This is a genomic window from Motilimonas thetidivivens, from assembly GCF_046452435.1.
GTDB lineage: Bacteria > Pseudomonadota > Gammaproteobacteria > Enterobacterales > CBDFNC01 > Motilimonas.
The window spans coordinates 121726-139129 of sequence record NZ_JBKFDK010000009.1 but is presented as its reverse complement, the minus strand read 5'-3'; the positions used below and the strand labels follow the sequence as shown (position 1 = coordinate 139129).

Annotated in this window: 20 protein-coding genes and 1 pseudogene; 14 read left to right on the top strand and 7 right to left on the bottom strand. The window is 45.7% G+C overall.

Annotated elements, in window-relative coordinates; translation table 11 throughout:
• Window positions 1-79: 79 nt before the first annotated feature.
• From ACK8OT_RS09245 to ACK8OT_RS09195, 11 genes and pseudogenes are all read left to right on the top strand, one after another.
• Window positions 80-490: a hypothetical protein gene (locus ACK8OT_RS09245; protein WP_410196220.1), complete on the top strand. Its 411-nt coding sequence runs from the start codon at window positions 80-82 to the stop codon at window positions 488-490.
• Window positions 491-496: 6 nt separating this feature from the next.
• On the top strand, window positions 497-952 hold the full coding sequence (locus tag ACK8OT_RS09240; RefSeq protein WP_410196219.1) for a macro domain-containing protein: 456 nt from the start codon (window positions 497-499) through the stop codon (window positions 950-952).
• A 102-nt stretch (window positions 953-1054) separates the two neighbouring features.
• Window positions 1055-1369, top strand: coding sequence for a hypothetical protein (locus ACK8OT_RS09235; protein ID WP_410196218.1), 315 nt, complete (start codon window positions 1055-1057; stop codon window positions 1367-1369).
• Window positions 1370-1486: 117 nt separating this feature from the next.
• Window positions 1487-1864 (top strand): tetratricopeptide repeat protein, encoded by a 378-nt coding sequence (locus tag ACK8OT_RS09230; protein WP_410196217.1) that lies wholly within the window; start codon window positions 1487-1489, stop codon window positions 1862-1864.
• A gap of 66 nt (window positions 1865-1930) precedes the next feature.
• Window positions 1931-2392: a hypothetical protein gene (locus ACK8OT_RS09225; protein ID WP_410196216.1), complete on the top strand. Its 462-nt coding sequence runs from the start codon at window positions 1931-1933 to the stop codon at window positions 2390-2392.
• 76 nt (window positions 2393-2468) lie between these two features.
• Window positions 2469-2768, top strand: coding sequence for a hypothetical protein (locus ACK8OT_RS09220; RefSeq protein WP_410196215.1), 300 nt, complete (start codon window positions 2469-2471; stop codon window positions 2766-2768).
• A gap of 362 nt (window positions 2769-3130) precedes the next feature.
• Window positions 3131-3874 (top strand): immunity protein Imm33 domain-containing protein, encoded by a 744-nt coding sequence (locus ACK8OT_RS09215; RefSeq protein ID WP_410196214.1) that lies wholly within the window; start codon window positions 3131-3133, stop codon window positions 3872-3874.
• A 118-nt stretch (window positions 3875-3992) separates the two neighbouring features.
• Window positions 3993-4385 (top strand): hypothetical protein, encoded by a 393-nt coding sequence (locus tag ACK8OT_RS09210; RefSeq protein ID WP_410196213.1) that lies wholly within the window; start codon window positions 3993-3995, stop codon window positions 4383-4385.
• Window positions 4386-4489: 104 nt separating this feature from the next.
• Complete coding sequence (locus tag ACK8OT_RS09205) at window positions 4490-5023, top strand: GrpB family protein (RefSeq protein WP_410196212.1); 534 nt, start codon at window positions 4490-4492, stop codon at window positions 5021-5023.
• Between the two features lie 92 nt (window positions 5024-5115).
• Complete coding sequence (locus ACK8OT_RS09200; RefSeq protein ID WP_410196211.1) at window positions 5116-5466, top strand: hypothetical protein; 351 nt, start codon at window positions 5116-5118, stop codon at window positions 5464-5466.
• Window positions 5467-5533: 67 nt separating this feature from the next.
• Window positions 5534-6061 (top strand): annotated as a pseudogene (locus ACK8OT_RS09195) (endonuclease V); the annotation flags it as partial.
• A gap of 194 nt (window positions 6062-6255) precedes the next feature.
• Here the strand turns inward: ACK8OT_RS09195 and ACK8OT_RS09190 are convergent.
• On the bottom strand, window positions 6256-6441 hold the full coding sequence (locus tag ACK8OT_RS09190; protein ID WP_410196210.1) for a hypothetical protein: 186 nt from the start codon (window positions 6439-6441) through the stop codon (window positions 6256-6258).
• A 247-nt stretch (window positions 6442-6688) separates the two neighbouring features.
• Between ACK8OT_RS09190 and ACK8OT_RS09185 the strand changes: the two genes are divergently transcribed.
• The gene (locus ACK8OT_RS09185; protein ID WP_410196209.1) at window positions 6689-7309 is read left to right on the top strand and encodes a hypothetical protein; all 621 of its coding nucleotides are present in this window, start codon (window positions 6689-6691) and stop codon (window positions 7307-7309) included.
• Between the two features lie 17 nt (window positions 7310-7326).
• Here ACK8OT_RS09185 and ACK8OT_RS09180 read toward each other — a convergent pair whose 3' ends face one another.
• Window positions 7327-7944, bottom strand: a complete 618-nt coding sequence (locus ACK8OT_RS09180) for an arylesterase (protein ID WP_410196208.1) — start codon at window positions 7942-7944, stop codon at window positions 7327-7329.
• A gap of 299 nt (window positions 7945-8243) precedes the next feature.
• Here ACK8OT_RS09180 and ACK8OT_RS09175 point away from each other — a divergent pair, with 299 nt between their 5' ends.
• On the top strand, window positions 8244-9728 hold the full coding sequence (locus tag ACK8OT_RS09175) for an NAD(P)H-hydrate dehydratase (protein ID WP_410196207.1): 1485 nt from the start codon (window positions 8244-8246) through the stop codon (window positions 9726-9728).
• 2 nt (window positions 9729-9730) lie between these two features.
• Here ACK8OT_RS09175 and ACK8OT_RS09170 read toward each other — a convergent pair whose 3' ends face one another.
• Both ACK8OT_RS09170 and ACK8OT_RS09165 read right to left on the bottom strand, forming a co-directional pair.
• Window positions 9731-10123 (bottom strand): SpoIIAA family protein, encoded by a 393-nt coding sequence (locus ACK8OT_RS09170; RefSeq protein ID WP_410196206.1) that lies wholly within the window; start codon window positions 10121-10123, stop codon window positions 9731-9733.
• A gap of 65 nt (window positions 10124-10188) precedes the next feature.
• On the bottom strand, window positions 10189-11343 hold the full coding sequence (locus ACK8OT_RS09165) for an MFS transporter (protein ID WP_410196205.1): 1155 nt from the start codon (window positions 11341-11343) through the stop codon (window positions 10189-10191).
• Window positions 11344-11582: 239 nt separating this feature from the next.
• Here ACK8OT_RS09165 and ACK8OT_RS09160 point away from each other — a divergent pair, with 239 nt between their 5' ends.
• Window positions 11583-11897, top strand: coding sequence for a DMT family transporter (locus ACK8OT_RS09160; RefSeq protein ID WP_410196204.1), 315 nt, complete (start codon window positions 11583-11585; stop codon window positions 11895-11897).
• A 59-nt stretch (window positions 11898-11956) separates the two neighbouring features.
• Here ACK8OT_RS09160 and putP read toward each other — a convergent pair whose 3' ends face one another.
• The 3 genes from putP to putA form a co-directional block, all read right to left on the bottom strand.
• On the bottom strand, window positions 11957-13447 hold the full coding sequence (gene putP, locus ACK8OT_RS09155) for a sodium/proline symporter PutP (protein WP_410196203.1): 1491 nt from the start codon (window positions 13445-13447) through the stop codon (window positions 11957-11959).
• Window positions 13448-13540: 93 nt separating this feature from the next.
• Window positions 13541-14242, bottom strand: a complete 702-nt coding sequence (locus ACK8OT_RS09150) for a hypothetical protein (protein ID WP_410196202.1) — start codon at window positions 14240-14242, stop codon at window positions 13541-13543.
• A 9-nt stretch (window positions 14243-14251) separates the two neighbouring features.
• A complete protein-coding gene (putA, locus tag ACK8OT_RS09145) occupies window positions 14252-17401 on the bottom strand; it encodes a bifunctional proline dehydrogenase/L-glutamate gamma-semialdehyde dehydrogenase PutA (protein ID WP_410196201.1) in 3150 nt (1049 codons plus the stop codon).
• Between the last annotated feature and the right edge of the window lie 3 nt (window positions 17402-17404).

Below are 17404 nucleotides of genomic sequence, written 5' to 3'. Positions count from 1 at the left end.
TTGCGAGCTAATCAGCAGGATCTTAACGGAATTCCGTATAGTAAGCTGTTAAGTTGCTCTGGAAGTATCGGAATATCACATGAAGTGCAGTATTTATAATTGCGACAAAGATGGAGAGTTGAAACATTACCCAGGGCCTGTGCCGGTTAGTTCAGCTTTTTGTAATAGGCACTATGAAATATTAAGCAGAGGATACGATCCATCGAGCGAAGCTGATTATTTGTACTTCAAAGGTCCGACCGAAAGACATGACACATACTCTGACGTTATGGCTTACTACGAATTTCATGGAATATGGTGTACAAGACAGATTGATGAATTCGATGGAAAAGTACTTGGGGCAAAGCGCTCTGATGAATGGGGTTCTGTTTGTGAAGTGCCTTTGATAGATATTGATCCAAATGATAAAGATTACCCGCTCTTTTCAATTTCCAAAGATGAGTTTGAAAAGCTCTGGAGTAAGTCAGAAAACGTCCAAGAGAATGATTGAAACAATATGGAAGTAATAAAAGGTGATTTGATTGAACTCGCTCTGGAGGGAGAGTTCGACGTGATTATTCATGGATGTAACTGTCAGTGTGCTATGGGAGCAGGAATTGCTAAGGCAATAAAGAATGTTTTCCCAGAAGCTTATGAAGCAGACTGTCAAACAAAGAAAGGGGCAAGAGATAAACTAGGCTCAGTATCTTTTGCAAAGGTTGTTAGAAATGATCGGACAATTTATATTGTAAATGCTTATACCCAGTTTCACTGGAAAGGTACTGGAGTTAAAGTAGATTATGAAGCAATAAGAAAGTCAATGAAGTCTATTAAAGAGAAATTCACTGGCATGCGAATTGGTTATCCTTTGATCGGAGCAGGTTTGGCTGGAGGAGATTGGTCGGTTATATCTTCAATAATTGACGAAGAGCTTCAAAATGAAAAACATAAGCTTGTGCAGTTCGCAACTTAACAAGTTGCTGCAACGGACTTGTAAAACTGTCACTTGTTTTGCAAAAAGCCGCAAAACAAGCGCCATTTTCACAAGCCGATGAGCAAGGCGTTAGGTGTCACTATGAAATTGAGCATTGGCGTAATATTTATTGGGTTACTTTTTGTTGTAGGCATTTGGTTGCTAGACATCGCCAATGACAGAGGCAAGGAAGTTAAAATCTTAGAAAGTGTTGAGGCGTTCAACGATTGGGAGTGCGGCTATCAAAATCAAAGTGGTTGCAATGTTGTATTTGAGGTAAATCCAAATTCCACTTTCAAAGTTAAACGTATTAGATACGGAAAGGATTTTATGGCGGTGAAAATTAGTCAAGACGGCTCAAGCGGGTGGGTATTATCAGGTAAAAGCGTTCATGTCTACGCCGCACCAAACACTTAACAAGTGTAGTCACCTGACACAAATTGCTGCGCGCCTTTTTTGTGTTTTCGCTACGCTCAATTTTACACAAAAAGCACTATGCAACTCGTGCAAGTGCTACAGGCGTTAAGTTTCAAAATGGATATCGAAGAATTAAATAAGAAAGCTAAATTGCTAATTGATGAAACTTGGAGAGATAGGTCCAAGTGGCATCAAAACTTTGACGAAGCAAAAAATATGCTGGAATCTGCCTTAAGCGCAAATCCAAGTGATGAAGCCACACTAATAAACTACGGAACAGTTTTGTGTGATATGGGGAAACATAAAGAAGCAGCTGGGTATCTTCGTAAAGCAATTGAGCAAGGCAGCGGAAACAAGCACGCCTTTTACAATCTAGGAGTGGCACTTATCAATTGCTCTAATCACGAGAATGCAATGATCTACATGAAAAAGGCAAAATCTAAACAAGCGGGTACTCTTACTTGGGAGGCATACTTTGACCCAATGGGGCACTAAAAACTTAACAAGCGAAAGCACTTCGACTCGCAAGCTCGCGCTTGTTACGGGCGTTAGGAAATCACAGTGATACGGACATCCAGCAATACTCCTTTAGAAATCTATCACGGTGTTCCAGAAGGTTGGAGTAAGGCTGAGATTATTTCCGAGTATCAGTCTCTCGGTGGTACAGAGCTAGCAGATCTTCCTGAGGCAACAGAGCCGGGGTCGCCAAGTTGGCTACCGGATCGCCAGAATTGGCTGCAATACCGCGCAACAATCAAAGAGATTGCGGAATTGGTTCGCGTTGGTGATCCGGCTGCAATTGAGCTGGCGGTTAGGTATATTGAGCTTAACTACTTTGGTTCGTATTCTGGATTTCTTCGCGAGCGCTTAGCTAGAGCCCTAAAGCAGCAAAACCTTACTGGAGTGCAGTGTTCACGACTCTTATCTCATTTTTCTCAACTAATTAGTGAACGGCAGTGTTTTACGGAGTTTCGTGAGTTCAGCAAACTCGCAAAGCGTATTAAATCAAGGCAAAATGCCTAACAAGAAAAGTCACTGCGACCCAATACTTTCTACTTGAGCTTTGTGCTCCGTAAATCAATGAAAATGAGGAGTACGATTGACTAAACAATATCTACTTACGTCTATAATTGTTTACCTTATTCTGATGATAGGCTATGTGCCTTGGGCGCCTGAATTTTTTTTAGCTGTCACATTCATGATGATTTATATTCCTATTTGGTCATTTAATGCTGTTGGAGTTCCGTGGCTTTTAGAAAGTAATGGTAATTGTGGTTGGGGAGTTTGTTCTTTAACTCTATTTGGTTGGTTCTTTTTGTTTGTTTTTTGGCAAGGGGCTATATACATTGCTATCAAAGCATTTATTTTTGCTTTCGTTAAGAATAAGCAAAAAATTTAGCATTATGGCAAATTAACAAGTTGCTGCACCTGACACCCTAAGCCGCCACGATTTTTGCGGAGCAATAATACGTGTCAAATTACTACACAGGTGAGCATGCGGTTTATGCCACTAGAGATTGATGCCGTGGTCAATGAAAAATGCATGTGAAACATTGTTGGTTAAGCTAATCAAATCCTGTGTTGGTCAAGTTAGTGATCGTAATCGCAAGTCAGTGCTTAAATAAGCTAACAGATGTTTACATAGGTAGGCAAACTCCGCGGCAAAAATTGCAATTGACTACGCCAAATTTAACGCAATTGGCACTACTCCGTTCGCCGCTTTTGACGCAGGCATTAGCCTCTTAGGGACATTAGAGAGATATGAAAAATTTATTTAGAAAAATCTTGGGTGCCAGTGCTATAGCGGCAGCTTCAACTTCCGCAGTATCGGAAACAGTTGAGTACGAGACAAAGGTTGAGAAAAACTCTGAACAGGCTGCAATAGTGATTCGGATTTCTGATAAGGCAATACCAGAACAAGATGTAAAGGTCATTTTAGAGGGATTTGAAGAGCAGATAGCCAGTGGCATTCGCTTCAAGGATGAAGAAACCTTGCAGCTGGGATTTATGTTAAATCATTTTAAGAAGCTTGATGATGGGCGTCTTGTTCTTGAAGAGCCGGATATGTCCTCTTTTCCCATCAAGTTTATACCTTCAATGAACTACACATTTAAAACGCTCAGAAATCAGAAAGATGTCGTGGAGAGTATGGGAAGTAATGTCGAGCTAAATTTTCCTAATATCAGGCAGGCAATCGCAGTGCACAAAGATTACAAGTCATCGTCTGCCGTAATGCTTGAAAGAATTAACCCTGAAGACTCACAGTCCGGATGGTGGCTTCACGTTCAAGGCGATTCTAGGCCAGAAAATTATTCATTAACATCGTTATATCAATTTGCTTTAGATCGCCCCGACCTTGTACATTATTTAGCTCTGCCTATTGGGGTTAAAGTTTATGATATAAAAGGAAGCCCAATTAGAATTGCGATAAATGACAGAGAAGTAACATTTCCAGACGACTCTTACTTATCGGAATTAAATAAGAAATTGAAAGTTAAGAAATAAGGCTAAAGACGTTGCAACCGATCTCCTGCCACTATTACTTTTTTACGCTTTGCAGCAAAAAAGTCGCCATTGGCCTATGGTGGCTGAGCGAGGTGCCCAGTGAGCTGCCGGGGTAAGAATGAGTAAAGAGCAATTACTTAAACTAATTGGGGCTCTGATTAGAGTCTCCGATGGCGATCTTGTAAACAAGTGCAGTTGCTTCCCATGCCCGCAGGATCAGCATGAATATTACAAAGTTATTCGCGACTGTTTCCAAGCTATGTATTGGGATGCAGATTACACAAAATCGAGGGCATTCAAGAAAGAAATCTCGGGGAAGTCTGATAATTTTACCAAGATGAAAGTAAAGATGCTCTCAGCACCAATCAAGCGCCAAGCGCACAAAGATAAATTGCTCGAGCAACTTTGTGATTTAAATCAATTAGATAATGCTTATAATTATATAAATATAGAGCATAAGCCGTTGTTTACTCAAGCTGTCGAAAACTTGGGCAAGTGTAATGATAAATAATACGATCATGAACGTTCGGGCTATGCGCGTTTGAAGCTGGCCGCCGCTCTATTTCAGGTTATTGAGTTGCTGTCCCGCAATTCGCTAGAAAAATGGAGATAGGAGTGAGTTTAAGAATAATTGAAGTAGTCGATTTTCAGCCGTCATGGGCTGATTATTTTAATCGAGAAAAAGCACTAATCTGTAATGCGTTAAGCCGAGAAAATGTGGTGGGGGTTCACCATATCGGCAGTACTTCAGTTGAAGGGCTATGTGCCAAACCAATTATCGATATCCTGCTCGAGGTTAAATGTCTTAGTGCGCTAGATGAGCAAAGTCGCTTAATGGGATCGTTGGGTTATCTTGCGAAGGGTGAATTTGGTATCCCGGGTAGGCGCTATTTTCAAAAAGGTGTGAGTCAAAGAACTCATCAAGTACATGCCTTTCTAACAGGGTCACATGAAGCAAAAAGGCACATAGCTTTTAAAGAGTATCTGATCGCTTTTCCTGAAGTGGCAGATGAGTATGGTGTGTTAAAGAAAGCGGGTGCGAAAATCTGCAATAATGACATTGATGTATATTGCAGCCATAAAGACAGCTTTATTAAAGAGCATGAGGCAAAGGCTCTCAACTGGAAAATGGCTTACACACAAACATAGGTTTCAACCAGCACAGTCTCGCTGACTTTATTTTTGCTGCGTTTAAAATTCGTGCCTGTCGCGGGGGCCTTTCACCATATAAGGTTAAGTGCATGAAAGCCAAGCAAAGAGGATGTTATTGCTCACTCTGGCAACAGTCGTCAGAAACCTTGATTAAACAAGGTGTGAAAAAGGGTTACTGCGGTATTTGCCATATTTGTGGCGAACAAGGTCACTTACGCCACGCCCCCGGTGCGTTTCCTTATACCAATGCTTGGTGTGATAAATGCTTTAGGGTGCAATCCATCATTAATGTGTTACAAGCTTTGGCTATTCCAATTTTGATCGGCTCCTTATTGTTTCAGGCATGGTTTTTTACTGCCCTTGCGGTGTTGTTGTTTGGCCAAGGATATTGGCTGAATAATTTCGGTAAAGCGATTATTCGCAAGTTGGCGGGTAGTTAGCCTCTGTGTTGCTCGCTAATGAGGTGAGTTTACTAACAGGTATCGTGATACTGTTAATTTATCAAAAAGAGGTTCAATGATTCTCGCTATCGATGTGCAATATCATGAAAACACGGCTTTTGTTGCTGGTGTGTTGTTTGAAGATTGGCAATCAGATGCGCCCAGTGGCGAATACGTATCCATTGTTAAAGAGGTGGCTGAATATGAGCCGGGTAGTTTTTACAAGCGTGAATTACCGTGTATCTTGAGCTTATTAGATGAGCATAAACTGCTGCCAACATGCATTGTGGTTGACGGCTATGTCTATCTAGATGGTGTGCAACAGCCCGGTCTCGGTAAACATCTTTATGATGCTCTTGATGGCAAGATTGAGGTGATTGGGGTGGCGAAAAAGGGCTTTGCTGGAATCAGCGATGAGTATGAAGTTATTCGCGGTAAGAGCGAAAAGCCTTTGTATGTGACGACAACGGGAGATTTGCCGTTAGCTAAAAAGCTGGTGCAAAAGATGGCTGGTCGTTACCGCATCCCTACGTTATTAAAACGTGCCGATCAAGTATGTCGACAAGCAGAGAAGTTGAGGGAGACGGCGATATAGTGACCAGTGGTGTCATGTCCTGAAGAGGCGAGAGTAATACGCCATCGAGTAACCATAGGTAACAACAGCTCAGTAAGCCCAGTGCGGGGTGCTAAATCGCAAGAAGCTTGGCTCTGGATTTGTTATTGGTAAACGCAATCTCACAACCTAGTTTTGGCTGTGAGATTACGTCATATATGAATGCTGAAATTAAGTTAGGATTGACAGTCGAGCTGGCGAAGTACTTGCTCAAGCTCTTCTTCGGTACTGGGAATGGCACTAATCTGAAAGGTTATCGGCGAGCCTGCATTAAGCATATAGACTTCTGAACCGCCGTGGTCGTAATGAAACCATTTTCCGTTGACACACATGTCGGTATAGCATTTAGGTAATAACGTCATACTTCACCTCAAGTTACTGCTTACTTTTGGTTAGTTTTAGGCCAAAACAGTCCAGTATGCCTTTGCGCTAGATCAATTTTTCTTTAGTGTAGTTGTCTTTCAACTTCGTTGTTCTATTACAAAGTGTGTGATGGAGTAACCTGAGTTAGCTTGAATCAATAATTTAACCATACTAAATCAATGACTAACTTTGGTATTGTTTAGGTTTGTATCTATAGTCGGCAAATTTTTTAAACAAGGATTTATCATGAAGGTATGGATCAAAACGTGGGCGGTAATTAGTTTGTTTATGCTGGGTTGGTGTCAAACGGTGGCCGCTGAGCCTGCGCAGGACACTGCGAGCAAGCAAGGTTTGGTTACGGTTAATGTGGGCGTTGATTTAACCGGTTTAGAAGCCCCTGCGGTGCAGGCATCACAGGCTTTAGTTGTATTATCAGAATCGATTACTCAATTAAGTCAAGGTGAGCATTTGAGCGAAGCGGAGCAGCAACAGGTTAAGCTCATGGCGGAGCAAGTTGCACAGCTTAGCTCGACCTTAGACAACACGGTGAAGCAGCTGCCACAAGTCATTGAGCAAGCGAGCCAGCCTGTGGTGGCAAGCACGCAAACCATACTCAATGACATCAAATGGATAGTGATTGCGGTGCTGATAGTGGTGCTATTGGTATTGGTTGCTTTGTTGATAGCGGTTTATTACAGCGTATTGCAACCGACGCGGCGCTTGCTGGTGGATACCACTGAGCAATTTAACATTTTAGCCAGTGCCATGGAGCAGACGGCAAAGTCGGTAGAGTTAAGCGGCCAATATCATCAAGCTATTTTGCAGCAGCTGCAACAAACCGTGCCAGCAAACCCAAATTCAAAGTAGTCGTTGCTGCCATGTGATCAGTAAGGGCTAATTTCTATCAGCTTGGCCAATGCCTGCGCAAAGGCTTGGTAGCCTGTGGCGTTTAAATGCACCGCATCTGATTTCATGGCTTTATCATCGAGTAGGTCGCTTAAAATATCCAGCTCCGCACTAAGATGATATTGCTCGGCTAATTCACCATAAATCGGCACAGGATCAAGGAATATGGCGGGCTTAGGCACGCCTACCAGCAGCACTTTTGCGCCATGAGCTTGACTCAGCAGGATCATTTTTTCCAAGTTCTGTTTTAATTGCGATAAGGGTAATTTGCGCAATAAGTCGTTGCCACCGTAGCAAATAATCACCAAATCCGGCGCGTGCTCTTGCAGCAGAGACTCAATTCTTGCTAAGCCTTGGCTACTGGTTTCACCCGATATGCCGGCGTTAATTGCAGGCACGCCTAATTGACGAGTTAACTGCGCAGGATAACTTTGCTCATTAGGTGCGCCAACCCCTTGGGTTAAGCTATCGCCAAAGGCCAAAATCACGCTGTCTTGGCTTAGTGAGATTGATTTAGGATCGGAGCATCCGGTTAAGCTGACCAGCAACAGCACTATGGTGGTACACAAAATAGAAAAACGAGAAACAATTCGCATCAGGGGATAGCTCAAGCTCATAACATATGTCGAACGTTAACATAAATTTTTCTAGTATAGTTAACCTGAGCTTTGGATAAGTTATATCGTATGAATAATCCGCAAAAACGCGGTGGATATGTCCCTATACGCTCTGCGTTTTCATCCCTGAAAACGAAGTTTTGCTACTTATTCATACGATACTCATTGTCTGGCTCCATTAACCAGAATTGAGGTTAGTTAGTACAGCGCTATTTTCTTAACACAATGTAAGCCTTGGTAAAATTAAGCTTTCTCTAAGGTAATAAGCACAAGAGGCAATGATGAAGCCAGTAATGACATCCGCGCAGGTAAAACAGGCCGAGCTTGAATGGGCCAGAGCCAACCAAGGCGACACTTGGCCTTTGATGGTTAACGCCGCACACAGTTTTGTAACCCAGTTTATGCCTAAGTTAAGGGGACAAAATGTATTGCTGGTGGTTGGCGCTGGCAATAATGGCGGCGATGGTTATTACATTGGCGCACTGCTGCGCCAAGCCAAGATTAAGGTGACATTAGTTGCGCCTTTAGGCTTGCCAAAAGTGGGCATAGATGCAGAGCGTGCTTATCAGTACTTTTTGCAACAAGGCGGCCAAGTGATTGGCGATTTGGCCGATTTAACCGAGCCCGCGCGTTTCACCATCACCATAGATGCCTTGTTCGGCAGTGGTTTGAGTCGAGCCTTGTCAGGCACCGCTTTACAAGCCATTTTATGGCTCAAGGAGCTAGACACAGACATTTACGCGGTTGATATACCCAGCGGATTGAATGCCGATACCGGCCTGCCCATGCCGATAGCCCTGTGTGCGAAAGCGACTCACAGTTTTATTGCTTATAAATCGGGCACACTTACCGCGCAGGGACCATCGCACTGCGGTCAGCTATCTCTTGATACCTTATCGGTAGCCACTAGTTCAACTTGGCATTATCAGCCAGAAGTCTGTTTGCCAAGGCGCACTGGTAATACCTATAAATCAGAGCATGGCGGCGTTAATGTGCTGGGCGGGCAACCTCATATGATGGGGGCGGCATTGATTGCGGCGGCGGCCGCCCTAAAAAGTGGTGCGGGTAAGGTGTGGTTACATTGTGAGCCGATGTTTTATGCCAGTGCGTTAAGTTTAGCCCCCGAAATCATGTTGCAAGATAGTAGTCAGACGGCTGCGCAATCCTTAAGCGATAAAATCAAATGGGTAATTGGGCCGGGGTTAGGGCGCGATGGCCGAGGCGTTGACATGTTAGCGCAGATGTTTGCGTCAATCAGCGCATTGCAAACACAAGCGCCGAAAACGCCAGAAGCACCGACACATTATGGTGTGTTAGACGCCGATGCCTTGCGTTGGTTAGCTAAATCAGGGCACACCGCCACGGGTTGGGTACTTACGCCTCACGAAGGGGAAGCCGCAGCCCTATTGGCTTGGCCAATTGCCCAAGTACAACAAGATCGCATTGCCGCCGTACAAGCGTTAAGCGAGCGTTATCAAACTTGTGTCGTGCTAAAAGGAGCGGGCAGTTTGGTTTGTGATATGAGTCAATCGGAGCACGCTTTAGTGTTTTGTCATCATGGCAGCCCCGCCATGGCTACACCCGGCATGGGGGATTGTTTGGCGGGGATTATCGCCGCGCTAATGGCACAAGGCCTAAACGCTTATAATGCGGCGATCACAGGGGTGAACTGGCATGGCCAAATAGGCGCTAAACTGGCCAAGCAACAACGGATAGTATTGGCCAGTGATATTATTGCTCAGTTGCCCTTTGCCGCCGACTAGTCTTATTGGCTGAGCCAAGCTAACGCTTGTTGGCGATCGTTAAAGGCTTTGATTTCGCCATCGACAAACCAAGACCCAACATTGGCCGCGATAGACTGCCACTGCTGATTGCCCACCATTGCTATCTTGTTAAATTGTGCGCCGTGTTTTAGTCCAAGCTTAAAGTCATCCCATGCGGCGCGCAGCTCCCAACCTTGAAATTGGCTAAGATCAGCTAGCACATCCACCTTGGCATAGGGCACTTCTTGCAGGGCGGCTTCAAACATAGGCGTCATCACTTCGTAGTCATGGTGGGTGAGTTTGCCCACGGCGCGAATAGCGATAAATACCTGCTCACCAACACGTTCAATCCCAATTGCGATGCCGTGTGTATTGCCTTGAGTTGCGTTAGTCATGTCGATCTCCTCGTGGTTTTACTTTGAGTATAGACCGAGGGCAATACAACACATCTTGGTACATGTTAACCCGTTGGGGCTAAGTGTTTAGGTTTAATGGTCAGTAATAAGCCAAGCAGCGCAAGCAACAAGGGTAACACGCTCAGATTGAGCGTCTGCCAACCAAAAGTGGCCAATAGCCAGCCTGAACTTAAGGTTGCAAGGGTGGCAAAACCAAACACAAAGACTTCATTAACTCCTTGTATTTTGGCGCTGTTTTGATTTTCACACAGGGCCATCAACCATTGGCTTGCGCCCACAAACAGAAAGTTCCAGCCCACACCTAACAGCAATAAGCCAAAGGTTAAACCGGTTCTACTGGTGACAACTAAATTTAATAACGCAGAGGCGATGAGCACCGCAGCGCCGAAGCTCATTAAGCCTTTTAAGCCGATACGTTTTACCAGCTGGCTGACAAAGAATGAGGGAGCAAACATACCCAGTACGTGCCATTGGATCACCCAAGCCGAATCGGAAAACTCAAAACCACAGGCGTACATGTGCAGCGGAGTGGCGGTCATCACCATCACCATTACGGCAATGGCAATGGCGGCGACAATAATGGGACGCCATATTTGATTAACAGGCAACTTAGCCTCCGCTTCATTAGCAGCGGTGAGCGGCAACGGAAAGCGAATGTTCATCAGCAACAGCAGACCCAGCACCGTGAGGGGAATGTAAAGCAGCACGGATGTTGAAAAGGCGGGGCTTAGCCAAATGTCCTTGGTTAATGCGCCTAAGTTTGGGCCGATAAATGCGGCGACCACACCGCCAGCCATAATGCCTGAAATGGCCAGCGGACGCTGCGCAGGCGCAACTAGCTCCATCGCACTAAAGCGATAGAAATTAGCACAGCTGATGGCAATACCAAAAAGGGCACTGCTGATAATAAACAGCACAAAACTTGCGCTTTGCAAGGCCAGATAAAAACCGCCGCCCGCCAGCATATTGGCGATGAGTCCGATGGCAAACAAGGGCTTACGGCCAAACTTACCCATTGCCATACTGATAGGAAATGAGCTTAGCAACATACTAAGCATGCTCACCGCCATGGGTAAGGTGGCTAAGGTCATGGTGCCGGCTAATTGATTACCCAACACAGGCGCTAAGGTAACAAACATCATATTGCCGACCATGAATAAGATTTGCATGGCGATCAGTAAGGCGAGGTTTAGATTCATATTCAGTTGGTAACGACAAATAATCAGTAGCTTAACAATATAAGCGCTATAAAACGAAATGATTTATTAGATAAGGACTTTCCCTAACTAGCCGAGGCTAAGTTAAAAGCTTAGAATTTGCGGCTCTTTGACTGCCACTTGACTGCAACAGTTAAATGGTCGGCACATTGTTAAGAAGTAAGGACGACCTTACCGCTCTGTCTTTTAGCGGGGACGACCCCGATAAAATGGAGTAGGGTATGACGTGGGTCATATTGTTACTAGCTGGTTTAAGTGAAATTGCTTGGGCCGTAGGTTTAAAGTTATCCAATGGATTTAGCCATCCTTGGATCTCCTTGTTTACCTTATTGGGCTGTGGCGTTAGTTTGTTTTTGCTGGGGATCGCCCTTAGAGCCTTGCCCTTGAGTTTGGCTTATGGCATTTGGGTAGGTATTGGCGTTGTAGGCAGTGCGATTGCAGGGTTTTATCTATTTGATGAACCGATCACCTTAACTAAACTATTGAGTTTAGCCTTGATTGTGGTTGGGATTATCGGCTTAAAACTGAGCAGTTAATTTAACTAAAGCAAACCATGGATAAACCAGCGCGGTTTATCCATGGCTAAAGCGTTAGCTTAATCGAGTGTTTTCAAATTATGCTCAAATTCAGCATGTTGCTTAGAGACCTCATCAGAGGGCGCGGAGCCGGCTAAACTGGCTAACACAATAGCCAGCGTAGACAGAATGATCCCCGGTACGATTTCATACACATCAAATAAGCCGCCGCTAAATTGCTTCCACACAACGATGGTCACACCGCCAACAATAATACCGGCTAATGCACCTTGCTTAGTCATGCGGCCCCAGTAAAGGCTAAGCACAATAGCAGGGCCAAATGCCGCACCAAAGCCAGCCCAAGCATAAGACACCAGGCCCAACACCGAGCTATCAGGCGATAATGCCAGCAGCAGTGCAATAACCGAAATGCCGATCACCGCAAAGCGACCCATGCGCACGATATCCTCTGAGCTGGCATCTTGCTTGATCACTTGTTTGTAGAAATCTTCTGCTAATGCTGACGACGACACTAATAACTGTGAATCGGCAGTACTCATGATGGCGGCCAAAATAGCTGCCAGTAAAATACCTGCAATAACTGGGTGGAACATGGCATTAACTAAAATCATAAAGATTTTTTCGCCATCGGCTAGCTCAACGCTGCCATTGGTGACATAAACTAAGCCGACTAGACCGACTAAGATAGCACCCGCCATCGACAAAGCAGACCAAACCACCGCAATGCGTCTTGCCGTGGTTAAATCTTTATTGCTGCGCGTGGCTTTAAAGCGGGCCAAGATATGTGGCTGACCAAAATAGCCTAAGCCCCATGCCGCTAATGAAATAATGGCGATGGCCGATAGTGGCTCACCTTTAGCATCATTCCAAAGGGTTAATAGCTCTGGATTAATATTGGCTAAATCACTGCTAAGCTGACCAAAACCGCCATTCATGGCAGCGATAGGCACGATTAACAAGGCCGCAGACATTAATAAGCCTTGCACTAAATCGGTCCAAGATACCGCTAAAAAGCCACCAAATAGGGTATAAGAAACCACACATACCGTGCCTAAGATAACGGCCGTGGTGTAGTTGAGACCAAACACGGTTTCAAATAATTTACCGCCAGCCACTAGGCCTGAGCTGGTGTAAAACAAGAAAAATAGCAGAATAAAAAATGCCGAAATAGTTTGAATTAATTTGGAATTATCCTTAAAACGGCGTGATAAATATTCCGGTATGGTTAATGCGTCAGTGGTAATACTGTAGGTGCGAAGGCGTTTAGCACATAGCAGCCAGTTGGCCCAAGTGCCCAGTAATAAACCGCCGGCTAACCAAAATGACTCAATGCCTGCGGCATAAGCGTAACCCGGCAAACCTAATAACAGCCAACCACTCATATCGGAGGCGCCTGCCGATAAGGCCGAAGGCCAAGGGCCTAAGCTACGTCCACCTAAAAAGTAATCGCTGGAGTTAACGGTACGCTTATAGGCGACAACGCCAATCGCGAGCATCATGATCAAATAGGCGATAAAGGTCGCACTAATTGCAAAGCTGTGTTCTAACATATTTTATCCTTATTGTTGTTTTCCCCTCCTGCCAAGGGCAGGCTTAGGGCGAGACGTTGGATAACGCCCCGCCCAGTAAAAATAATAAAATGGCTAATGGGCATCATTGCCCAAGGCTAATAAATGGGCATTGCCGCCCACTGCCGTAATATTGATGGTTCGAGTACGCTCGGTGATGAAGTGTAAAACCAACAAGGGATCATTGACTTGATGCAAGGCAACGGGGTCGGTTTCAACAATCAAATGAGCAATCGGTCCTTCTTTCGCGGCTAACTGACGATTAATGGTTTGCACCAGCGCAGGCGAGCCGACTCCACTCAGAGTGCGAACATCGTATTCAAGCAAGCCGGAATAATCATCAAACGCGGCGATTTGTATCAGCTGCACAGGTAACTCGGCATTTTTAATCGCACTGACAAGCACTTGATTCAAAGCCAAATCATCGCTGCAAATAATAGCGCTGTTACCCGCGCTCAGGGCGGCGGTTAATAGGCCGATTAACGATTGCTGACTGGCTAATGTACTAGAGCTAGGGTCAACCACTAACAATGCAACCCCGCGGCCAGCACAATAAAGCTCATTCGACTCACCCGTTGGCCCGACCAATTGTTGCGGCTGCGCAACCACCGCCGCACTCTGTTCGAGTTGAAACAAGCAGACTTCGGCTAATTCGTATTGCTGTTGCTTGAGTGCTTGATAAAACTCGAACAACTGAGGTTTTCTGGCGCTAAAGCCAGCTAAATTCCAACTTGGCCATACTTGTTGCGCATCGGCAAAAACAGTCACTTTATTCATTGTTCGCTCCTATGCGCTTGCTAAATCGTGGGTGTCAGATGGCTGACTAAACTGACACTGGGTAAAACGGTACAAATAATGAGGCCCGCCTGCTTTTGGCCCTGTGCCTGATAAGCCTTGGCCGCCAAATGGCTGAACGCCGACCACAGCGCCAACTTGATCGCGGTTGATGTAACAGTTACCCACTCGAGCATGCTGCTCTAGCCAGCGATAGCTGGTTTCATTACGACTATGAATTCCCAGTGTTAGACCAAACCCCGTTTGATTTATTTGCTCGATCACCTGAGGCAACTGTTGGGCTTGAAACCGAATGACATGCAAAATTGGGCCAAAATGCTCTTGGCTTAATACATTGATGTGGTCAATCTCAAACGCACATGGCGGCACAAAATCACCATGTTGGCAGCTTTCTTCCAAGCTGATTTTGGCGATGCTACGCTGGGTGGTTTGCATGTGTTCAATGTGTTTGAGCAATTTAGTTTTGGCATTGCTGTCAATCACGGGGCCAACATCTGTGCTATGCAGATAGGGGAGCCCTACCTGCAATTCAGCCATTGCGCCTTTGATCAGTTCAATCACACGGTCACTGATATCCTGTTGCACATACAGCACGCGTAATGCAGAGCAGCGTTGGCCAGCAGAAGCAAAGGCGCTGCGCATCACATCGCGTACCACTTGTTCAGGCAGGGCGGTACTGTCAACTATCATGGCATTTTGACCACCTGTTTCGGCAATCAAAGGCACAGGTGCACAGTCGCGCTCGGCTAAGGTGCGCTGAATTAACTTAGCGGTTGGGGTTGAGCCGGTAAACGCGACGCCGGCAATGGCGAGATCGCTGGTTAGGGCATGGCCAATATCGGCGCCGCGGCCTAACACCAACTGGATGGCACCAACAGGAAAGCCGGCTTGATGCATTAATTCAACGGCGCGAACCGCTATCAAACTGGTTTGCTCCGCAGGTTTTGCCACAACCGTATTACCCGCCATTAAAGCGGCGCTAATTTGGCCTAAGAAAATCGCTAAAGGGAAATTCCACGGGCTGATACACACAAATACCCCACGCCCTGAACGGGTTAAGGTGCGAGATTTGTTATCAAATCCGGTTATTTGTTGCGGGCCTAAATGCACCGCTTGCTTAGCGTAATAACGACAAAAATCAACGGCTTCACGCACTTCATCTATGCTGTCGTGAATGGTTTTCCCTGCTTCTTGATGGCACAGAGCAACCATTTCTGCCATGTGCTCTTCCAGTAAATAAGCCAGTTGCTCAAGTTTATTGGCGCGCAGCGCAATCGGCATCTTATGCCACTCAATAAAGGCGCTTTGAGCCACTTCGATAGCCTGTTGAACTTGCGCAGGCGTTGCAAATGTGACGCTGCCAACTGAAATTCGGCGGTCATACGGTGCGCTGATTTCAATAGTGTATTCGCTTTCAAGGTGGTGCATTTGCTGGCCGTCAATAATCGAGCCACCGCGCCATTGCTTAGTCATAAAAGCGTTAACCTGTTGCTCAAACGGCTCGGCCTCGCTGTGGATGTCGATATTGATCCCATGGGCATTTTTACGTGAGCCAAAAATTTGAGGCGGCAACGGAATATTAACGTTATGCAGATGCTCATGGCTTAGCAAGGTGTCAACAGGATGTTGATTGAGCTCTTCTACAGGGCAGCGGGCATCAACTAGGCGATGTACAAAAGAACTATTAGCGCCGTTTTCTAATAACCGACGGACTAAGTAGGGCAGTAAATCTTTATGGCTGCCAACGGGAGCGTAAATACGCACACTTTGCTGGTAGTTGGCCATAACATGATAATAGAGTGACTCGCCCATGCCGTGTAAACGCTGAAACTCATAGTCTTTGTGTTTTGCCATCACGGCGATAGCGGACACCGTTTGCGCATTATGGCTGGCAAACTGTGGAAACAGATGGCCACGAACGCCGTCACTGAGTAAAAATCTTGCGCAGGCTAAGTAGGCCACATCAGTGGCTTCTTTACGGGTGTAAACGGGGTAGTTGGCATAGCCTGCTTGCTGTGACCATTTGATTTCACTGTCCCAATATGCGCCTTTTACTAAGCGCACGGGGATCAGATCGCCTTGTAATTGTGCAAGTCGATTAAGCCAAACCAGCACGGCTAACGCACGTTTGGAATAAGCTTGGATCACTAAGCCAAATTTACCCCAGCCCTTGGCAATATCACTTTGATATAATTTGCTAAATAGCTCAAGTGATAATTCTAGCCGATCAGCTTCTTCTGCATCGATGGTGATGGCCACATCTAATGCCCGCGCACGTCGAATTAACTGGCATACGGTGTCATATAGCTCGCTCATCACGCGCTCTTTATTGGCCACCTCGTAACGCGGGTGCAAGGCCGAGAGCTTGATGGAAATAGAGGGCGCAGGGCTTGTATTGTTGCCATATTGCTCTTTGCCGACGGCTTCAATGGCGTTTAAGTAATCGCTTAAGTATTTATTTGCATCTGCTTGGGTTAAGGCCGCTTCACCCAACATATCAAACGAATAGGTAAAGCCCTTGTCGCGCATATGGCGGCCTTTTTGCTGCGCTTCTTGGATATTACGGCCTAATACAAATTGGTGCCCCATGATTTTCATGGCTTGGTGCATGGCCTTGCGGATCACCGGCTCAGAGAGTTTGTTGACTAAGCGAGATAAGGCTTGGCCGGCATTGTCGCTGGTGGCTTTTGAGGATTTAAGGCCAATCACTTTACCTGTTATTAATAATCCCCAAGTGGATGCGTTAACGAACACCGAATCAGAGTTTTTTAAATGGGCATGCCAATCGGCTACCGATAATTTATCGCGGATCAGGGCATCGGCGGTGGCGGCATCGGGAATGCGCAGCAGTGCCTCGGCTAGGCACATGAGTAAAATGCCTTCTTGGGTATCTAAGCTGTATTCCAGCAGCAAGGCATCGATCATTTGAATCGATTTTTTGTCGGCGCGGATCGCTTCAATCAAGCTGGTGGTTTTATCACTGATCAATGCCCGCTCATGCTCTGTTGGCGTGGCAAGCGGGAGCAGTTGCTTAAGCCATTGCGATTCATCCACCATATAAAGGGGTGAAACCAAAGACCACAAATGATCAAGAGGTTGCTCAATAAATTGTGTTGTTAACACGTCGGTCGCTGTAAACATGTG